The sequence below is a fragment of the Paenibacillus sp. RU5M genome (assembly GCF_900221055.1).
In the GTDB taxonomy this organism is placed as follows: Bacteria; Bacillota; Bacilli; order Paenibacillales; family Paenibacillaceae; genus Paenibacillus; species Paenibacillus marchantiae.
This window is the reverse complement of sequence record NZ_OBQM01000013.1, coordinates 33,929-53,027: the sequence shown is the minus strand read 5'-3', so window position 1 is coordinate 53,027 and position 19,099 is coordinate 33,929. Positions and strand designations below refer to the sequence as shown.

18 protein-coding genes are annotated in these 19,099 nt (G+C 46.1%); 4 read left to right on the top strand and 14 right to left on the bottom strand.

Annotated elements, in window-relative coordinates; genetic code table 11:
- Positions 1-161: 161 nt before the first annotated feature.
- The 5 genes from corA to CRO25_RS34195 all read right to left on the bottom strand — a co-directional run bounded on the left by corA (position 162) and on the right by CRO25_RS34195 (position 4,377).
- A complete protein-coding gene (gene corA / locus CRO25_RS27780) occupies positions 162-1,121 on the bottom strand; it encodes a magnesium/cobalt transporter CorA (protein WP_079697188.1) in 960 nt (319 codons plus the stop codon).
- Between the two features lie 352 nt (positions 1,122-1,473).
- On the bottom strand, positions 1,474-2,463 hold the full coding sequence (locus CRO25_RS27775) for an inorganic phosphate transporter (protein WP_063568079.1): 990 nt from the start codon (positions 2,461-2,463) through the stop codon (positions 1,474-1,476).
- A 14-nt stretch (positions 2,464-2,477) separates the two neighbouring features.
- Entirely contained in the window at positions 2,478-3,095 is a 618-nt protein-coding gene (locus CRO25_RS27770; protein ID WP_063568078.1) for a DUF47 domain-containing protein, read from the bottom strand.
- Positions 3,096-3,311: 216 nt separating this feature from the next.
- A complete protein-coding gene (locus tag CRO25_RS27765; protein WP_306291830.1) occupies positions 3,312-4,148 on the bottom strand; it encodes a DUF3048 domain-containing protein in 837 nt (278 codons plus the stop codon).
- Positions 4,149-4,176: 28 nt separating this feature from the next.
- Positions 4,177-4,377 (bottom strand): hypothetical protein, encoded by a 201-nt coding sequence (locus tag CRO25_RS34195; protein WP_306291829.1) that lies wholly within the window; start codon positions 4,375-4,377, stop codon positions 4,177-4,179.
- A 341-nt stretch (positions 4,378-4,718) separates the two neighbouring features.
- Here CRO25_RS34195 and CRO25_RS27760 point away from each other — a divergent pair, with 341 nt between their 5' ends.
- Both CRO25_RS27760 and CRO25_RS27755 read left to right on the top strand, forming a co-directional pair.
- Positions 4,719-5,258 (top strand): DoxX family protein, encoded by a 540-nt coding sequence (locus CRO25_RS27760; protein WP_064642274.1) that lies wholly within the window; start codon positions 4,719-4,721, stop codon positions 5,256-5,258.
- Positions 5,259-5,417: 159 nt separating this feature from the next.
- A complete protein-coding gene (locus CRO25_RS27755; RefSeq protein WP_063568075.1) occupies positions 5,418-5,630 on the top strand; it encodes a hypothetical protein in 213 nt (70 codons plus the stop codon).
- 178 nt (positions 5,631-5,808) lie between these two features.
- On the opposite strand, the gene CRO25_RS27750 is transcribed toward CRO25_RS27755, so the two are convergent.
- The 3 genes from CRO25_RS27750 to CRO25_RS27740 all read right to left on the bottom strand — a co-directional run bounded on the left by CRO25_RS27750 (position 5,809) and on the right by CRO25_RS27740 (position 8,080).
- Positions 5,809-6,594 (bottom strand): class III extradiol ring-cleavage dioxygenase, encoded by a 786-nt coding sequence (locus CRO25_RS27750; RefSeq protein ID WP_079697187.1) that lies wholly within the window; start codon positions 6,592-6,594, stop codon positions 5,809-5,811.
- 179 nt (positions 6,595-6,773) lie between these two features.
- Positions 6,774-7,604, bottom strand: a complete 831-nt coding sequence (locus tag CRO25_RS27745; RefSeq protein WP_063568073.1) for an alpha/beta hydrolase — start codon at positions 7,602-7,604, stop codon at positions 6,774-6,776.
- A 239-nt stretch (positions 7,605-7,843) separates the two neighbouring features.
- Positions 7,844-8,080 (bottom strand): hypothetical protein, encoded by a 237-nt coding sequence (locus CRO25_RS27740; protein ID WP_079697186.1) that lies wholly within the window; start codon positions 8,078-8,080, stop codon positions 7,844-7,846.
- Between the two features lie 414 nt (positions 8,081-8,494).
- On the opposite strand from CRO25_RS27740, the gene CRO25_RS27735 reads away from it, so the two are divergent.
- A complete protein-coding gene (locus CRO25_RS27735) occupies positions 8,495-9,331 on the top strand; it encodes a DUF1129 family protein (RefSeq protein ID WP_079697185.1) in 837 nt (278 codons plus the stop codon).
- Between the two features lie 307 nt (positions 9,332-9,638).
- Here CRO25_RS27735 and CRO25_RS27730 read toward each other — a convergent pair whose 3' ends face one another.
- Both CRO25_RS27730 and CRO25_RS27725 read right to left on the bottom strand, forming a co-directional pair.
- The gene (locus CRO25_RS27730) at positions 9,639-10,556 is read right to left on the bottom strand and encodes an AraC family transcriptional regulator (protein WP_079697184.1); all 918 of its coding nucleotides are present in this window, start codon (positions 10,554-10,556) and stop codon (positions 9,639-9,641) included.
- Between the two features lie 250 nt (positions 10,557-10,806).
- Positions 10,807-13,983 (bottom strand): copper amine oxidase N-terminal domain-containing protein, encoded by a 3,177-nt coding sequence (locus CRO25_RS27725; protein ID WP_179132281.1) that lies wholly within the window; start codon positions 13,981-13,983, stop codon positions 10,807-10,809.
- 287 nt (positions 13,984-14,270) lie between these two features.
- Here CRO25_RS27725 and CRO25_RS27720 point away from each other — a divergent pair, with 287 nt between their 5' ends.
- Complete coding sequence (locus tag CRO25_RS27720) at positions 14,271-15,236, top strand: hypothetical protein (protein WP_079697182.1); 966 nt, start codon at positions 14,271-14,273, stop codon at positions 15,234-15,236.
- 150 nt (positions 15,237-15,386) lie between these two features.
- Here CRO25_RS27720 and CRO25_RS27715 read toward each other — a convergent pair whose 3' ends face one another.
- The 4 genes from CRO25_RS27715 to CRO25_RS27700 all read right to left on the bottom strand — a co-directional run bounded on the left by CRO25_RS27715 (position 15,387) and on the right by CRO25_RS27700 (position 19,098).
- Entirely contained in the window at positions 15,387-15,989 is a 603-nt protein-coding gene (locus CRO25_RS27715) for a GNAT family N-acetyltransferase (RefSeq protein WP_097115832.1), read from the bottom strand.
- Positions 15,989-17,281: a threonine ammonia-lyase IlvA gene (gene ilvA, locus CRO25_RS27710; protein WP_079697181.1), complete on the bottom strand. Its 1,293-nt coding sequence runs from the start codon at positions 17,279-17,281 to the stop codon at positions 15,989-15,991. Before ilvA ends, CRO25_RS27715 begins: the two co-directional genes overlap by 1 nt.
- 63 nt (positions 17,282-17,344) lie before the next feature.
- On the bottom strand, positions 17,345-18,235 hold the full coding sequence (locus CRO25_RS27705; protein WP_079697180.1) for an alpha/beta fold hydrolase: 891 nt from the start codon (positions 18,233-18,235) through the stop codon (positions 17,345-17,347).
- Between the two features lie 257 nt (positions 18,236-18,492).
- Positions 18,493-19,098, bottom strand: a complete 606-nt coding sequence (locus CRO25_RS27700) for an alpha/beta hydrolase (protein WP_079697252.1) — start codon at positions 19,096-19,098, stop codon at positions 18,493-18,495.
- Between the last annotated feature and the right edge of the window lies 1 nt (position 19,099).

Here is a 19,099-nt window from a genome sequence, read left to right as displayed (position 1 = left end):
CATGATGCTTCTTCATTTATTTTATCCACATGTGGACATCTATTCCGAAAATGAATCTATATGTACTCTTATTTGCCCTCTTATGCACATCATACACAGGCTAAAGAAGCGATCTGTGGAGATCGCTAACTCTTCACTTGCTATTCAGTTTCTATTCTTCCTTACTTAAACCAGCCCCGCTTCACGAACCAGGCCACCATGCTTCCGCCCAGAATAAACATCAACAGCAGCACAGCTCCATACCCAAACTTCCATTGCAGCTCAGGCATATAAGCAAAGTTCATACCATAGATCCCTGCAATCAGCGTCAGTGGCATAAAGACTGTTGTTATCACGGTGAGGGTCTTCATAATCTGGTTCATTCGGTTGGAATTCAGCGAAATGTAACTGTCGCGCAGGTCAGCCGTCATTTCCCGATCAGCTTCAATCATGTCCGTCAGCTTCAACAAATGGTCATAGATATCGGTAAAATATACGGTATGCTCTCCTGTTCGCTGCACATGCTGAGAATTGACTACCCGATAGAGCAGATCCCGCATGGGCACTACCGTTCGTCTAAGCTTCAGCAGTCGACTACGCAAGTCGAACACCTGATTCATCAGGTCTTCCACCGACTCCCTGCCGCCCCGGTTCTCCAGTTCAGCCAGCTCATCCTCTATGGCAAACAGAGACGGGAAATAATGATCGACCAACTTGTCCATCACCGTATATGCCGCTGCCACCGGGCCTCGGGCCCAGATGGTTCGTTCGTGCGCATGATGCAGCAACCTCTCCCAAGCTTCATCGACTTCCTCCAGTGCCCCATGATGAAAGGATACCAGGAAGTTCGCACCCAGAAACAGGTCCACCTCTTCCGCTTCCAATGTGGTCGGATTCAGTGCATGCAGCACGAGGAACTGCAAATTGTCATAATAATCGAGCTTAGGTCGCTGCAATACATGCATACAATCCTCAATAGCTAATGGGTGAAAATGAAAATATGTATCGAGCAACTGGCTTTCCTCTTCGGAAGGCTGATTGAAATCTGCCCATACCCAAGCGTAATCCTGCAGATCCAGCTGTGTAAGCGGTACATTTACAGATACCTGATGATCCCGTGAGATGGCGAGTGTACGAATCATAAAATAGACCACGTCCTTGTCTTGTATCCTTTACGTTATTGTACAACTTTAACCACTGAACCGTCTCCTGCAACAGCCCATTATACACACGTTATCGTGCAAACGCGACAACAAAAAAAGCCAACCCTGTTGGCTTCTCTCATTTCCCTATCCACAGTTTCCTGTATCCACAGGAATATCTTCTTTTGGTTTATCATTCCACGGATGGCTATCCACATATCCAGCCTGTCCACACGTTCATGCACAGGCGTCTCTTCTTTTTGGTTGTATAATTGTCCACATATCCCGATATTCACATAGTTATGAACAGTTTGTCTGAAACCCAGAATTTGTCCCGGAACACATTTTCGAATTAGAAAATGATCCAGTACAACAATCCTGCCAGCGCCCCAGTAATCGGAATCGTAATAAACCACGTAATAATGATACGTCCGGCAAGTCCCCATTTCACTGCTGAGAAACGTTTCGCGGAACCTACACCCAGAATGGCAGATGTGATTGCGTGAGTTGTACTCACCGGCAGGTGGAGCAAGGTTGCCGAGAAAATAACAGATGCGGCTGATAGATCAGCTGCAAATCCGTTAATCGGTTCAATTTTGAAAATTTTGGTTCCCATCGTTTTAATGATTTTCCAACCACCGATGGAAGTACCGAGTGCCATCGCTGTTGCCGCGGAGATTTTAACCCACAACGGAACATCCAGATGATCCTGTACGCCTGCTGCGACCAGTGCAAAAGTAATAATCCCCATTGCCTTCTGCGCATCATTGGTACCATGCGTAAACGCCTGGAGCGCTGCTGTGAAAATCTGTACCGTACGGAAACCTTTGTTCACATTATGCGGACTGCGTTTGGCAAAAATATATTTGAGAATGGTCATGACCACATAACCGATGGCAAATGCGATCAGAGGTGATAATAACAATCCTCCGACGATGTCAATGAATCCACTCCATTTGACTTTATCAGCGCCTGCGCCAACGAGTACAGCTCCTGCAAGGGCTCCAATCAATGCATGTGAGGAAGAGGACGGAATACCAAACCACCATGTAACCAGGTTCCAGATAATCGCCGCGATCAAGGTGACTATGACGACCTCAATCCCGTTATCTAGCGTGGTGGGGTCGGTTACACTCCCCCCAATCGTCTTCGCAACTCCCGTAAACATCATGGCACCGACAAAGTTCATCACCGCAGCCATAAGAATAGCTCGGCGTGGCGTCAGTGCTCGGGTCGAGACCGAAGTTGCAATGGCATTCGCCGTGTCGTGGAATCCGTTGATGAAGTCAAACGCCAGTGCAAGGAAGACGACTATACCCAATACCCAAATCGTTGTTTCCATTATTCTCTGGCTCCTTAAGAATTACGCATGATGATGGATTCAAGCACATTGGCAACATGTTCACAAGCATCCGTTGTCGTCTCAAGACGTTCATAGATTTCTTTGCGCTTGATCAATTCAATCGGATCAGGCACGGTAGCAAAAAGGTTCTTGATACAGTTGCGCAGCACTTCGTCGCCCTGGTTTTCCAGATCGTTCAGACGAATCGTGTACTCGCGAATCGCCAGCAATTTTTTCTGAGACAGCAAGTGAATGGCCTTCTGAATTTCGTAAGCCGATTGGCGCAAAATTTCAGCGAATTGAACAATATATTCGTCCGGGTCAGTCAGTTGGTACATATAGAAACGGGAAGCCGTTGCTTCAAGCCCGTCCAATACGTCATCAAGTGTTGTTGTCAGTTCCATAATATCATCGCGTTCGATCGGCGTGATAAATGTCTTGTTGAGCTCTGTAATGACGGTATGCACATAATCATCACACTGGGACTCGTACTTCTTCATTTCATTGGCAAAAAGAGTCACATCCTGAAGGTTGGAAACATGTTGGGAGAAATAATCAGCCGCTTGCACGACCGTATCTGCCATGTTCTCTAGTGTCTCAAAAAATATATCCTTCTTCTTCTTAAGCTTCATAGCTCTATCCCCTTTACGAGAAATTGCCGATAACCGATGAAACATGAAATGACAACCTTTGATATCTTATCATAAATGTTTCACGGTTTGTACATAAGGCATGATCCTTTTTTATATTCTTATCACATAAATCTGAAATGAATCTTAATTATTTGGAATGGCTGGAAAAATGATGATGAAATTTTACACTGCGTTTACATTTCTCTTCAAATTGGATTAATTTTCAATTTCGACATGCCCTGCAAAATCAGGCTGATTCGGAACGATACTAATAAAAGTCTTGCCAGGAATAAGAGCAACTTCGGACCCATTTTGCACAAATCGAATAATATCACCTGGTTTTTTGACCCACTGTCCTCGAATCATTTTGCCTTTTTGAAACAGCATGGCTTCACCGCCCTGCTCCAAATTAACGGAAATTCTACCCACATTGTCGAGCACCTTGTGATCTGCACCCGCTACAATAATATTGGCCGCTCCAATGGGATTGCCGTTATCCAGATCCTGATCTGCCTTTCCGTTCACCAATCTCATATATCGTCCGCTAACTTCATCATAATCATACGTGACCCGGTAACTCTCCAATAAATAATGAATATCGAATTGCTTGGCTAACTCTCCGGCGGACGTGGCACCTTCCTCGTTATACGTATATACAGGGGACTTAAAGTCGTGACTAAAGCCTTTGGTATCCGCGCCTTCTCTCAGCTTGTCCGCCGACGTATATAGATTGTGCGGTGCTTTACGATCGGAGGAACGCCAGAAATAAGGGCCGCTATTCGATATCTCATCCATATGCTGTTTCTGCTGCTTTTGCAAAATGGAATAGGCATCCGGGCTGCCACCCGCATGAACCAATACCCCATCGTAACTCTCACCAAGCTCGATCAGATACGGACGGATACTGCGCACGGGTCCAACCGTGTCTGCCCCACCTTCACTTTGGAAGATGGCAATAAAACGGGTAATGCCTCCCTCAGCGAGCACTTCGATAATTATATCTGCCGCACTCAGACCTGACTGGGGCCGCGCTGCAGGTGCATTGTTAATCATAACTGCCAGCGGACGGCGCGTAATTGCTTCATACAGGCAGACCCGTCAGCGGTGCTGTGTAGAGCGATGTGGCAGGTTCTTCCGTTTCTTGTTCTTCCTGTACGGGTGTGGGAACGGACTCCGGCTTCGGAATCTGGACCATCTCCTTACTCTGGCAAGCGACCAGACTCAGGGCCAGAATAAGCAGCGACGCCACTGATGTCGTTTTGTTCCATTTCAGTTGCTTCAATATATGTACCTCCTGGACGATATGGCTGAAATCTAGGCTGTAGTTGCTCTTATGTAAGTGACCATTTCACGTATTTCTTTCCATTTAATCACACACAGCACCATTTGTCTTCGATATGGAGAGCATTTTCTACCCTTCATTTTACGTTTGAAACTTGAGACAGGATGAAAAATATGTCCTAAATGTGAACTTCTCAAACCTTACTTAAAATTTGAACTAGATTGTGATAATAATCACAAACAGAATGACTTTTGAACTATACAATAAAGACATCAAAGGTGATCACTTAGAAAAACAAAAAAAAAACAACACACACTAAATTCCATGAAGGAGTGGTTTATATGTTCAGCTTCAACCAATGGCTTAGAGAAAACAAAGTGGCAATGTGGATTTTGACAGTACTTCGGGTGTATATCGGTTACGACTGGATGACACACGGATGGGGCAAATTAACAGGTGGGTTCCAAGCTGGCGGATTCCTTGCAGGCGCTGTAGGAAAAGCAACGGGTGAAAACCCAACCGTTCAAGCTTGGTGGGGAACATTCCTTGAGAACTTCGCGGTACCAAACGCAGGACTGTTCGACTTCATCATCCCGCTGGGTGAATTCCTTGTAGGTCTGGGTCTCATTCTTGGATGCTTTACAACACTCGCAGCACTGATGGCGATGGTCATGAACTTCGCATTCCTCTTCTCGGGAACAGTAAGCACGAATGCTCAATTAGTTCTGATGGAAATCTTCCTTGTAGTCGCTGGTGCAAATGCTGGTAAAATCGGTTTGGATCATTGGGTAATGCCTTACCTTCGCGGATTGTTCACTCGCAATAAAGGCAGTCAGCCTAAAGATACACCAACGATAAATCATACACACAAAACAGCCTAAATATTAAATAGACATTTTCCGGTCCTGCTCCCCTCCCCCTGGAGAGCAGGACTTTTTTTGGTTTTTTATATATGCTTGTAGGTCAACTGACTTGCCCATCGACAGAAACACGTATTATGATGAACATATCGATCGATTACAATTAAAGGAGTACATGACATGCCAACCCAGCGCCGCCTTGAAACCGATGCCGACTTCCAGGAAGCCATGGAAATGAAGCATAAAGTTCGTGTTTTTAAAGATAATCACCAGATTGATTCTGGTGGCGTCATTATCCGTTTTGACAGCAATACCGTTGTTATTCAGTCCAGTGTAAGTGAACTGGCATATCACTCGCGTACAGCATGTGAGCTTTTTGAGATTCGCAAGTGATTATACTAAAATGCAGAATGCTCAGTCATAGAAAAAGGTTCCTGAGGCCCATTACGCTGGCCGCAGAAACCTTTTTTGGTTCAGCTAATTCATAACCTAAGTCTGTCTGGTCGATGAACTAGGTGTATTTGCAAAATAAAACTCAAAGACTTGTTCACATACTCTTGTTTGTTCCAAGTTATACGCCGTCACCAAACTGCCAGCAGTTTAAACTGAGCGTACCGTAAGGATACGACTGGAATAGACGTTTTGCAGATCGTGACATATCAGCCGTACCCATAGCATAGAACAAAGGCGCAATGTGCTCCGTTCCATAAGATGGAACTGCTGTGCGGGCATGGGGCGCTTTTTTGTCATACTGAAACAGCTCTCTCGTATTCCACTGCTCAAGCCGCTCGCCAATCCAGTTATCGAATTCCACTGCCCAGTCTTGCGGTTCATCATTACTGCCAAGCATGCGCAAGTTATGAACCGTTCCGCCACTGCCAATGATCAGCACATTATCATGACGCAGCTGCTCCAGCATCCGGCCTATATCATACTGTTCCTGCGGGGAACGCAACGAGTCGACAGATACCGCAATAACAGGAATATTGGCCTCTGGATACATGTGTAACAGCGGTACCCATACCCCGTGATCCAATCCCCGGCCTCGAACCGGTTGATGTGGAAGATTACTACGAGTGAACAGAGCGCAGATCTCATTCGCAAGGTCTGGCTGACCAGGCGCAGGGTAATTCATTGTATACATATTAGAGGGAAATCCGTAAAAATCATGCAAGGTCTGATGTGTATCATCCATTGTCACAGACGGTTCGGGACGATCCCAATGCGCCGTAAATACAACAATGGCTTTCGGAGCCGGCAGCCTGTCTCCAAGCTGGTTCAAAAAGTGAGTGTAGTCATTGCTCTCCACCGCCAGAGCGGGAGAACCATGCGCAATGAATAGTGCGGGTAATGTCATTGCTGCCAACCTCCAGACACGGATAGGATGCTTACCCTTCTATTTTACCCCGAAGAAGGCGCTTTTCCAAGCTAACATCCCAATCAGATGCAATATGGACGCGCATGTTACCTTATGGACCGATCCATGTTGGCTATAGAATGCTCCAGCCTAATCATAGAGATTGATATTTAGCCCTCTTAGATCATCCAGTGCTGCCAATCCTGTTCAATCTTCTGACGCTCTCCTAGCCATTCTCTCGTACGCGTAATCAGCTGTTCACGCTCTTTACCGGAAGAGAAGGTATGATCGCCCTGGAAAATAATCTCCTTGTCGCAGCGGCCTTCCTGGCGCATCCAGAATACCTTTTGATACAGGAATGCGTAATCGACAGGAATGATCTCATCCGACGTGCCGTGCACCACCAGAACATCTCCGTTAAATTTAACGGCTTCCTGGTAAGGCTGATGTTCAGCCAGTGATTCAAAGAATGCTGGTGTAAACTTGTAGCCAAGATAATCAGCAGACCCCAGTTTCACCCCTTCATCGTACACATCACGTCCGGTAATCTTCACAATATCGTTGAACGGATATCCCACTGATGACCACATGACGAGATTCTTAACTCGTTTGTCGCGGACAGCAGTCAGCAGAGCAACAGCTCCACCCAGACTATGACCAATCAGCGTTACACGGGTTGGATCTACATCACTGCAATTTACCGCATAGTCCAGCACAGAACGTGTTTGGGTAATCATGGATTCAAGTCCTTCAGCTCCATACTCACCGCTGCTCTCCCCGCAGCCGATGTAATCGAAGCGCAGCACCAAATACCCATCTTCGGCCAGCTCACGGGCGGTCTTCACAAACAGACGATCTACACCGATCCGACTTCCTACGAATCCATGGCAGATGACAGCAAGAGGCACGCGCTGTTGGTGATTTCCCTCCTTGATGTCTTTAACGACCGGATAATGAATCGTGGCTGTTAATTCTTCCTGCCCATGACGAATACTGATCTGACGCTCCATGCCTATTTCCCCTTTCCATTCTTCCCTGCTCATGTTCACTTTGTTAATTATATATAAATCCGATAAGTTTAATGTGTATTAAGATGATATTAGTATATTATCATCCTGTGAACCTCAAGTCAACGTGAGGAAATGTCTATTTCCAGACGTACCTTGTCTACATTTTATCGGTAATTCCGCAAAAAAAATGAGCCAAGCTGACAACAGCTGACTCGAGTCATTCCTAATATTTGAGGCCACTACTCATAACTGCGACGGAACATCTCATGGGTCTCTACTCGACCCTGCCATTCATGTTCATGAACCAAATTTGAGCTCCCCCAGAAGCTCCCTGATTGAAAGGTTCCTTCTGAATACTCTTCCGCATACTCCGCATCCTCCAACGTCTCCTCCATTGGCACAACCTCATCCGTTACTCCTCGGGAGTTGCTGTTTAGCAGCAGCTTCCTTGTTAATTGTTCTGTTTGTTGATCCATCCCTGCCACACTCCAATCCCTGGTTTCTGTTGGAAATGCTACTATTGTGGTGGAATCGGGTACACTTTATTCATTCTTCACACAATCGTTAGAACTGGATGAGCACTTACGCATATTAACGGCGGACCACGGAGAACCTAAGCCATATATCATAGCCAACATTTGCCTCCGATTCCTTCTGGCGAAAGGGTTGAATTCATGGAACACATCTTGGAATGGATTCGTAGTCACGGAAAACTGGTGCTGCTATGCACCTGTGTCATTCTGGCCTGCGCAGGGCTATGGTCGAATCGTAAACAGTTGTTTTATAAGGAATGACTTTGCGAAACGAGAGCCCTTCCCGTATACTAAAATACCGTCAGGGTCTCCAGATTCACCGGGGATCAGAACGTGTGTAGACAGGGGGAGCAATCATTGGGGATTTCCTATAAGAAGTTGAAAGAAATACAGAATCGGCAAATGACCGAAATGAGTAAGATGACACCGGAACATGTAAAACTGTTTGATCAGATCAGCACCATTGCGCGTCAAGCACCTGCCGATGAGAGAACGCAGGAAGAATGGATTCTCTCGGCTGGAAGAGCCATCGTACAAGCTCAGCGTGACGGCAAGCCTGCTCGTGAGTTATATGGACCTGATCTGGAACAACATATCTATTCACAACTAGGAGTAGCAGACAATAATCCGGCTGCAACTGCTAGTGAATCAAATATGGACTCATCCAGAGCTTCAAGTACGGCCGTACAGGGCTCCGGAAGCAAATCCAATGAACGCAGTACTTCAGCCAAGAAGGCAGCAGAAGTTGAAGCCGAGCCTGCGGAGACTAAGGATCAAGTTAAACGGACGCCCAAATGGTACTTCATGATCTCCTGGGCAGCTTTGTCTTTTGTCATGCTGATTCAAGGTGCAGTTGGGCTATTTATTGGTTGGACGGGTGGAGATACGGAACCATTTAGCCATATCAGCCTGTTCTCCCTGATCGTTGCGGCGGTTGGAGGTATTGCATTGGTTGAAATGCTTCGCCGCCTTGCTGAGCGTCCAGATGATCAGGGAGCAGACAAGACGGCCAGACCACAGGTCAATCTTCGCGGAATCGTCATCTATATCGTTATCGTTGTGCTTGTCTTATTTGTAGGATATCCGCTGCGTGACAGCCTTCCCGTATTTACGCTGGCTCCGTGGATTAGTCTCGTAATCGGGATTGTGGGATTAGCTACGTTGAGACCACTCTTCGGACAAAAGAAAGCATAAGGATGTTGGTGCCCTTTGTGGGCAGCAGCATTGGGTATATCCCAGTTATGTGGTGTGCGAAGATGAAGTACGACAATTCGGTGATGAAATAGAATATCGAGTGTCAAAAAAGGGGCCCTAATGGCCCCCAACCAGCTGTTGAGAAATTCTCGACAGCTATTTTTATTTTCAGACCCTTCAGGTAAACCTCATAATGCTTTTTATCTAGCATAGGTAAAGATAATCACTTACCATAACTCATAAGTAACCTTATATTACGGCCAGTAGCTCGTTTGAAACTGAATCCATATCCGAAAGGATGACCTTGTCATACTTCATATAGATGATCCACAGGGCCCGTAGAGTCTTTCTCCATTTTGAGCTGAATGCGATGCTTGATTTCCTTGCCCGGAGTCTCTCCGAACTCTCGCTTATACATGCGGATAAAGTAGTTAACTTCCATACCAACCGTCTCCGCAGCCTCTCTTACACTTGCTCGTGGATGCTTGTCCATCCATTCCGACGCCTTCTGCAAACGCAATCGCTGCATGTACTGATGTCCTGTCCCCCCATGTCTCTGGTGAAATAATCGGTTCAGGTGCTGCACCGAATAACCAACGGCTTCAGCTACATACTTCAGCAGCAGATCATCCTGGTAGTGCGTGTGCATCAGCGACACAGCTCGGGTGAATGCTTCATTTGCCGATTCGAACTCGCGCTCAGAACGTGTTAACGACCTATTCCTTGCTTCTCGCTCTCCTGTCTCATCATGCAGCGGGAGGATGGACCGGGATATGTCCAGAATAAGCTGGTAGATGATCGTTGAACTGTTCCACATTTCAGTCATCCCATCGTCCAGTGAGTGCCAGATAGCCGTCACTCGTGACCAAAACTTTTCAAATTCGGACAAACGCAGTGGCCCCATCGGCAGCAGTCCTGCCGACCGAAGCACCGCCCCCGCCGCCTCTCCACCAATGCCGATATATCCAAGCTCTCCGTGTGTTTTGGAATGCGGAATATACTCATGTGCAACCCCAGGTTCCAGCACGAACAGTTCACCCGCCGACACATTCCACACTCCTTCATCTTGAACTTTAAATTCCCCCTTGCCACTGCGTAACAAAAAAAGCTTATACACCGGAAATCCATCCGGTCTAAACTGAACTTTCTCTTCTTGTGTCCCCACACAATACAGATACAGAGGCAACCGGGAATCCGGCAGGCCGGTCAAGCGAAATGCAAGCATCCCATCAGTCCTTTCGGATCATGCTCTTCTTTCTCCTATTATCCATCGGTTGCCCCGTTGCAGCAAAGGCCAAAGGAACCTTTTTGGTGACAGGATTTTTAAAATTAATCATTCTCCTCTATGGTGTAAATTCTATATTGAACTGACCTTGGTTCAACGAACAGAAGAAGCTCCCTTCCGTGTTGGAAAGGGAGCTTCTTCTGTTGAAGTAGTTACTTCATAATATTTATTTTAGGTCTGAGGTGTAGCGTCACTGGACCGAATTGGTAGAATCAGCATTTGGTTGTGGCGTTTGAACTTGAGTTACCGGCGCAACTGTTTGCAACATAACTGTACCAGATGGAGCAGAAAGGGCACTAGTATAGGTTGTTGTATTTCCAGCAACAGACAAAATATATGCTTTGTATTCATTTCCAACCGCAATGTTAGTTCCAGTTGAATCTTTAGTACCTGAAGTCAGGTTAATTTCCCCCGCCAAAAGTTCTTCCGGAGAAATAACTCTATAGTTGATGTTTGAGCTTGCCGTGATTGCATTCAGACTATCTGAGCCTTTAACAATAAAAAGTCGATATTGGGATATTCCAGTTTCATCTGATGCTTTATTGAATAGCACCTTGTAACTTGCATCCGTTGCTGAACTAGTATTTCGAAGTTCATTGATCGTTGCTGTTTTTACTTCAGTAGCTTGTGCAAAGATATTAAATTCATTAGAAGCAGCGGATAGATTGGAAGCACGTGCAGTACTATCTGATACGGACAAGACAAACACTCTATATTTCTGTCCCACAACAAGTCCACTCCCGTTAATATCCCGGTGACCATTGTTTAATACAATTGGATTTCCTGCATCGTTTTTATTGATATCAATACTATAGGTGATTCCAAGTGCAGAACTTGTATTAAAACCACTTACCTGGCTTGCAGGCACAATCAAAACACGATAGTTGGCAATACCATTTTCGCTGGATGGTTTGTTGAAAGTAATTTTCACATCCGAAGGATTTCCTAATTGCCCCTGATCTTTCACAGTTGCATTTACATTACTCACTGCGGCTACAGCCGTATTGGAAGCCAATGTGATCACTCCCGAGCCTGAAGACAATGCATTGGCAAGAGAAGCGTTATTATTTACTGCCATTACAAACACCTTATAGCTCACATCATTACGAACCAGATCCCCATCCGTTGTTTTGGAACTAGTATCTAGAGTTACAGGGTAGCTGCTTGATCCGTTCTTGCTTACGAGCTTATAGTTCGAATTCCTGCTAGCTTCTGCTAGATTGAAATTACTCGCATTGCCCGATTTCACCACAAACACACGATAATGATTCACATTCGTCTCATCCGTTGAACGATTGAACGTCACACGCAGATCGCTACCATTGCCGTTATCCCCAATATCACTTGCCGTCACATTGCTCGGTGCAGTCACAGCTGCATTGGCAGTCAGCGTAATCTGTGAAGAATACGATGATAAAGCATTCTGACTGGAGTTTCCACTTGTGCTAACCGACAGGACAAACACGCGATAGCTAACATTATTGGACAATGTGTAACCGTTAGTATCGACCGCATTGTATGGGAGAGTAAGTGACTGGTTTCCACCTGTTTTGTATACCTGGGTGTAATTGTTCGATGCGTTAGCTGCGCTCAGTGTGAAGCTGCCTGCATAGGCGGAACGTACCACATATATCCGATATGCGGAAACGTTGGATTCATCCGTAGCTCTATTAAACGAAACCCGGAGATCGCGTCCATCGTTGTAGTCACTCACATCAGCCACTCCGATGTTGCTTGCGACTCCAGCATTACTATTCGTTGTCAGTCTCAATAGCGTCGAGGAGGAAGAGAGCGCATTCGTATAGCCGTTCTGCTGGTTGCCTACAGCCATAACGTAGATCCGGTAGTCTTGCAGATTTGTTACGTTATAACCACTTGTGTCCTTCATGGATGATGGCAGAGTGGTTGTAATATTGTTGCCTGTTTTGTTCACGTTATAGTACAAGCTGGAAGACAGATTGCTTGCCGTAGTCAGATTGAAGCTGCTGGATACTGAGTTCCGTACTACGAAAATTCGATAATTAGCAACTTTAGATTCATCGGATGAACGGTTGAAGCTCACTTGAATGTCACGACCGTCTCCATAATCCGAATTGTCTTTCACTTGCGTGATGACTGGCGCTGTTGCTGTGTTTACGCCCAGCGTAAGTGAAGATGATACTGTGGACAGTTTATTGTCTGCTGTTGCCGCATTGGAGCTCACAGATACAATATACACGACATAGGATGTGCCGTTTTTGATCAATTCCCCGGATGTATCACGTGTCGAGGAACTGAGCTGGGTTTTGACCGCTGTGCTGTTACCTTTGTAGATAATGGTCGAATTCGAACTGGACACATTATTGGCCGTGGTCAGATTGAATGAAGAAGCATCTTTCGCCTTAACTACAAAAGCACGGTAATACGTAATATTGGATGTTGTACTCGGCTGTGTGAAGTTAATTTCCAGGTCACGTCCATCGCCATAGTCACTGATATCTGCGATCCGCAGGCCTGTGACAGGTTGAACCGTCGTTTTCACATTGTTTAGTTTCAAGGACTGGGAAGACCACGCCAGCAGATTTTTGTAGCTGTTGTTGCTGTTCCCCATTGTAAGTACATACAGACGATAGGTTTCACTTGTGTTTAACAAATCCCCGTTCACGTCGCGTGTCTGGGCATTCAACGTCAATCTCGGATCAGTGCCATTTGGAGTAATGGATGTGTAATTACCTGATGGCACGACCGATGCCGCAGACTCATTAAAGCTGTTTACATCACGGGTTTTCACCAGCATCACACGATACTCGGACACAGCTTTCTCGGACGTCGGGCGTGTAAAGCTTACAGTCAGGTCACGGCCATCTCCATTACTTCCAGATACTGAACCGTAAATGTTCCATGCTGCATATTTCGTCTCATCCACAGGAGGTGTGGACGTTGTTTTGATATCTACTCGCTGATTGCGGGAATTCCAGAATACTTTCTCCCCAAATGCTTCACTGACAAAACGAATCGGAACCATCGTATTTCCTTTGATCGTGTTTGCAGGCACATCCAGTGCGATCGCTTCGCCGTTGATGTAAGCCGTTTTGGAACCCAGCGTAAGCGATACTTCTTGGTCACCCCGGCTAGCCTTAATGGTTTTAGTTCTGTTGGTGTACTCTACTGTTGCATCCAATCCTTCAAAGATGGACCGCAAAGGAACCAGTACGCGTCCACCTTTCATGACTGGTGCCTGTGCGGACGAAAGCTCCGCATCATTGATATATATACTAATTCTCGCAGCTGCATCCATAACTGACGTTGGTAGTGCAGACATCAACATAGCCGATACGGCCAGTGCTGACATCACCTTTTTCACTTGACGTCCTCCCGCTTTCTTCATATCCAATATCCCCATTCTCTTCAATATTTAAGTTAGATTGTGATCGTTTTTGAATTTCATTTTATTCCTGTAATTTCCTGTGCACATCTAAGACGTATGAACATGAGTAAAAGTTTCCAATCCCACAAAAAATATTTTCGCAGAAATGTCCTTACACCATCTACCCTCCAAAGGTTAAAAATAACAGAATAATTTGTCATTATTCCGCAACAACATCCTTCCCAAATTCGTTTAATGTATAGTGAATAACAACCTTTTATTTTTAAAATTACGGGAGGTTCACACAGATGACATCATCGTATTTATCTGGCCAACGCAAAGGGATGCGATTCTTCATCACAGTCGTTGCCATTGCTGCAATTTTCACAGGAACCGCAGCTACATCCGGAGTTGCTACTGCCGCTCCTTCAAGCCCGGATACCAAAGTAACCACCAGCAGTTCAACCGCCATATATAAAACATTTCAGTCCATGCTCAAAAAAAAGAACGGCTTACCCGCCGCTGACACCTTTCTGGAATCCAATATCAAAAAAGTAACAAAGCATCACGCCACCCTGATGGTGCTTCAATTGGAGAATGCACGCCTGAAGACTCTAACCTCCATGACGGACCACTTGCTCGTTCCTAACGTTCAGGACAAGATGCTCAAGGTATACCAAACGAACGACAGCTTCACCAAACTCATGGAGCGTACCCAGGACTCCGATCTGCGTGCACTATTAAAAGAAGCCCGAGACAGCGGCTATCGCCTCGTCATGCTAGAAGGCTCTCTCTATCCCATCATGAATTATGCGGCACTCGTGAAATATACCTCTGATATTACAGAGGATATTTCAAGCTACATCATCATCATGATGAAGGAAACGAAAAACTTACCAGCGGATGACGGTGCTCTGGTCATTGGCTATCAGGAAATTCTCCTTCGAGCACTCAGCCAGGAAAGATTCCTGGAGCTTTATCCGAAATCGAATCGGGCCAAGCAGGTGCAGGATTTGTTGAACAGTTATACCCTGTATACCTTTTATGGGCTGAACAATACACCTCTGTTTGATTATGAAACGAACAATATGGTTGCGAACGCCCAAAGAGGATACAACGGCGTCTTACAGCGTCTTGCATCCGTCGATAGTGAATTTCTCGCCAAGCTGGATGCCTTTATGGATGTGGTTAAGGAAGGAAAGTATGAGAAAACAGCTGCGGTGGAGAAATGGCTGGAACAGAATGTTCCGACCAAGGCTGATACCGGCTATTAATAATACATGGTATTAATCACCTAAAGGCACATAAAGCACACAAAGAAAACCGACATAGGATTTGCTCCCATGTCGGTTTTCTTTGTGGATTCTATCGATGAATTGAATTTGAATTGAATCTCCTACACCAGGCTAATTCGGATGCATGAACTACAGAATTGGCTTGACCATATGGTTATACTCATGTCCAGCAATGACAATTACTTCATCCTTGATATAGCCCTGGCGTTCGTACAACATCAAGGCACGGCCATTGTCACGTTCAACAATGAGGGACACCCGGGAGTGTCCAAGTTCCCTTCCCTGCTGCTCAAAAGCAGCCATCAATGCCTTGCCGATACCCTGTCCCTGATACGCTTCGCTTACGGATAGAGTATCTAGATAATACTCCCCGGGACGGGTTTCTTTGACCAACGTATATTTCTCATCTGTACTCCGACCAGGCCGATCCAGTATTGGCTGATCCAGAAGATCTGCTTCACCGCCATCATACGCTACCAGTATTCCAGCGACCTGTTCGTTCTGCTCCATTACCGTTATATTGCGATAACTGATCCGATTGTCTTCCTGCGCGTAAAATTGCTGCAAAATCTGCATCGCTTTCTCATGCTCACCTTCACCCGCCAGAGCATAGGCAATATCACCAATCGCCTGATAAAGCAGAGGAATGACTTGTGCCACATCTTCTTTGCGAGCAGGTCTCAACAGAGGCTGCGCCTCACTACGGTCCGACTTCACATTGGAATGATTCATCAGATTAACATGTTGAACAGATTGAGATTTTTGTTCAGCTCGGTATACGCGAGACCTTTACGATTCATACGTTCAATCAGCGGCTGGTAATCTTCCTTGTACATCAACTCGATGCCCACCAAGGCAGGTCCATTTTCCTTATCATGCTTCTTCGTATATTCAAAACGGGCAATGTCGTCATTGGGTCCCAATACTTCCACAAGGAATTCACGCAAAGCTCCCGCACGTTGTGGGAAATTGACCATGAAATAATATTTCAAACCTTCGTAGATCAACGAACGTTCTTTGATTTCCTGCATCCGATCGATATCATTGTTGCCGCCACTGATCACACAGACAACCGTCTTACCCGCAATTTGTTCGCGATACTGCTCCAGTGCAGCAACCGCTAGAGAACCGGCAGGCTCCACAACGATAGCATTTTCATTATATAGCTCCAAAATGGTGGTGCAGGCTTTGCCCTCAGGCACCTTCACAATGTCATCCAACGTTTCACTACAGATGTCGAAGGTCAGGTCACCAACACGTTTCACCGCAGCACCATCCACGAATTTATCAATATCATCCAACGTGACAACCTGCTTACGGAACATGGCCTCACTCATGGAAGCCGCGCCAAGTGGTTCTACGCCAATGATACGTGTTTCCGGGCTAACCGTCTTCATGTAGGTTCCAACACCGGCAGCCAGGCCGCCACCACCGATTGTGACGAAAACATAATCCGCTTTTTCATCCAGACTCTCCATGATTTCCATCGCCACCGTACCATTACCTGCAATGATCTTCGGCTGGTCGAACGGATGGATAAACGTCATGCCCTCTTCATTACAGGCACGCATAGCTTCTTCATAAGCATCGTCATACGTATCACCTGTCAGCACAACTTCAACATTATCTCCACCAAATCGACGTACCTGTTTCACCTTCTGGTTAGGAGTTGTGCTTGGCATGAAGATTTTCCCGTGAATGCTAAGCGCGTTACAGGAAAAAGCAACTCCCTGCGCATGGTTACCCGCGCTCGCGCAGACAATGCCTTTCTCCAGTTCAGCTGGAGTCAGACTACGAATCATGTTGTATGCTCCACGAATTTTAAACGAACGGACCACCTGCAGGTCTTCCCGTTTAAGATACACATTACAGTTATATTTGGCCGACAATACAGCATCCCGCTGTAAAGGCGTTCTTACAATGACTTCACGCAGCACATGATGTGCGCGCACGATATCTTCCATGCCAACACCGGTACGGCCGGGATTGGCAGTTCCCGTTGGTTCTTGTTCCACTGGTTTCATCTCTTATCCACACTCCGCTTATCTTGGTTGGCAATGCAAGCATTGCTTTTTCTTTTTATTGTATCACTTTTGTTCTGTTCTTGCGCCTGAGCTCGCATCATTTACCATTCGCAATATTTCATCAACAATGACCTGTGGATCTGTAAACATGACCATATGGCTGGATTGATCAGCTCCAATCCATTTTCCATTCATTAAAGTACTCACAGTCCAGCGATGTGCCTCGATAATTGCAGGTCTTATTTTACGTTCTCCCATGCCTATTTTCGTACCTGAGATAATACTGACTTCAAGATCACCAAAATTGAGAGGAGTAACCAGCAAGGAAGCCAAGTCATTCAGAAAAGGTTTCGACTCAGCAACCATTGTCTTAGCCGCCTGTACGGTGAAATCCTCGGAACGGTGATCCCTGACAACATCGTCAGGCTGTACACTTCCAGGTCTGCTGCCTAATAATCTGTATAATCCCGAACGTGCCATGAGGGGAATTAGGAGACTGTTCAAGGCAAAATTGAATTTGGCTGCTTTGGAAAAGTACAATTGGCAATGCTCGTCTGAAGGATCAACCAGGATGATTCCCCTTAATCGTGACAGGTTCGAGGCCGCAGCCGCTCGTACAATGGGGCCTCCCCAGCTGTGCCCTACTAATATGAACGGACCAGGTCCCAATGCAGTCAGCAGATCGTCAAGGTCTTCTGCTATTCTACGGAGATTGCGCGGAGACGAATCAATTTCACTTCGTCCTGTCCCCGACCTGTCGTACACAACGGCATGTGCATATTCAGCAACTGCAGGTGCTACCAGCCCCCAGGTCGATCGTGAGAAGCCCATACCGGACTCAAATACAACGGTCAGATCGTCTGTTCCTCTGGACATATAATGTAGTTTGCGACCATCCCGGGTCTGAATAAAGGCACTTGAACCAAAAGAATGTGAGCTATGGTTAGGCTTCATCTTCCCCTCCTGATTACACGCATAGTCATAACAAACCGAATCTAATTGAAAATGATTATCAATTACTTGATTATAGATTATTCCATACTTTAGGACAAGGCATAGTGTCGCTCTGATTCATTAAAAAGTGGATCGTTGGAAATTGGCACGAGTAGCATGCTGCTCGGTTCGTTAAACCTTAAAAACGGCAAAAAAGGGGTGTCCCCGTCATTTTCATGACCTATGGGACATCCCTTTTAAAATGCCAGTCAAATTTTTTAAGCCTGAGTCTTAAACCAAGCCGCAGCAGCCTCCGCCTCGGTACGGGTCAACTGATGCCCCTGACGCTCCCAGTGCATGTGCACAGCTGCACCTGCACCGCTAAGCAGTGAGGCCAATTCATCCGTTTCACGTTTCGGCACAATTGGATCATTCTCTCCTGCGCCGATGAATACAGGCAGCCCCTTCAGGTCTGGCAATTCCAAACCGCGAAGCGGTACCATCGGATGGTGCAGAATCGCTCCTTTGAATACGTCAGCCTGATGGAAGATCAGACTTGCTGCAATGTTTGCTCCGTTAGAATAGCCCAGTGCGAAGACATTGGCACGATCAAAGCCATACTCCAAAGCAGCTGCATCCACAAATGAACCCAATTCCGCTGTCCGTGCAATGAGATCTTCTTCGTCAAACACCCCTTCCGCCAAACGGCGGAAGAAACGGGGCATTCCATTTTCAGATACGTTACCACGCACCCCCAGAATACCAGCTCCTGGGGCAATCATCTCGGCCAGACCTACCAGATCGTTCTCCGTTCCACCTGTCCCGTGCAGCAACAAAAGGGTGGGTGCATTTGGCTGAGAACCTGCTTTATAAATATGTTTCATT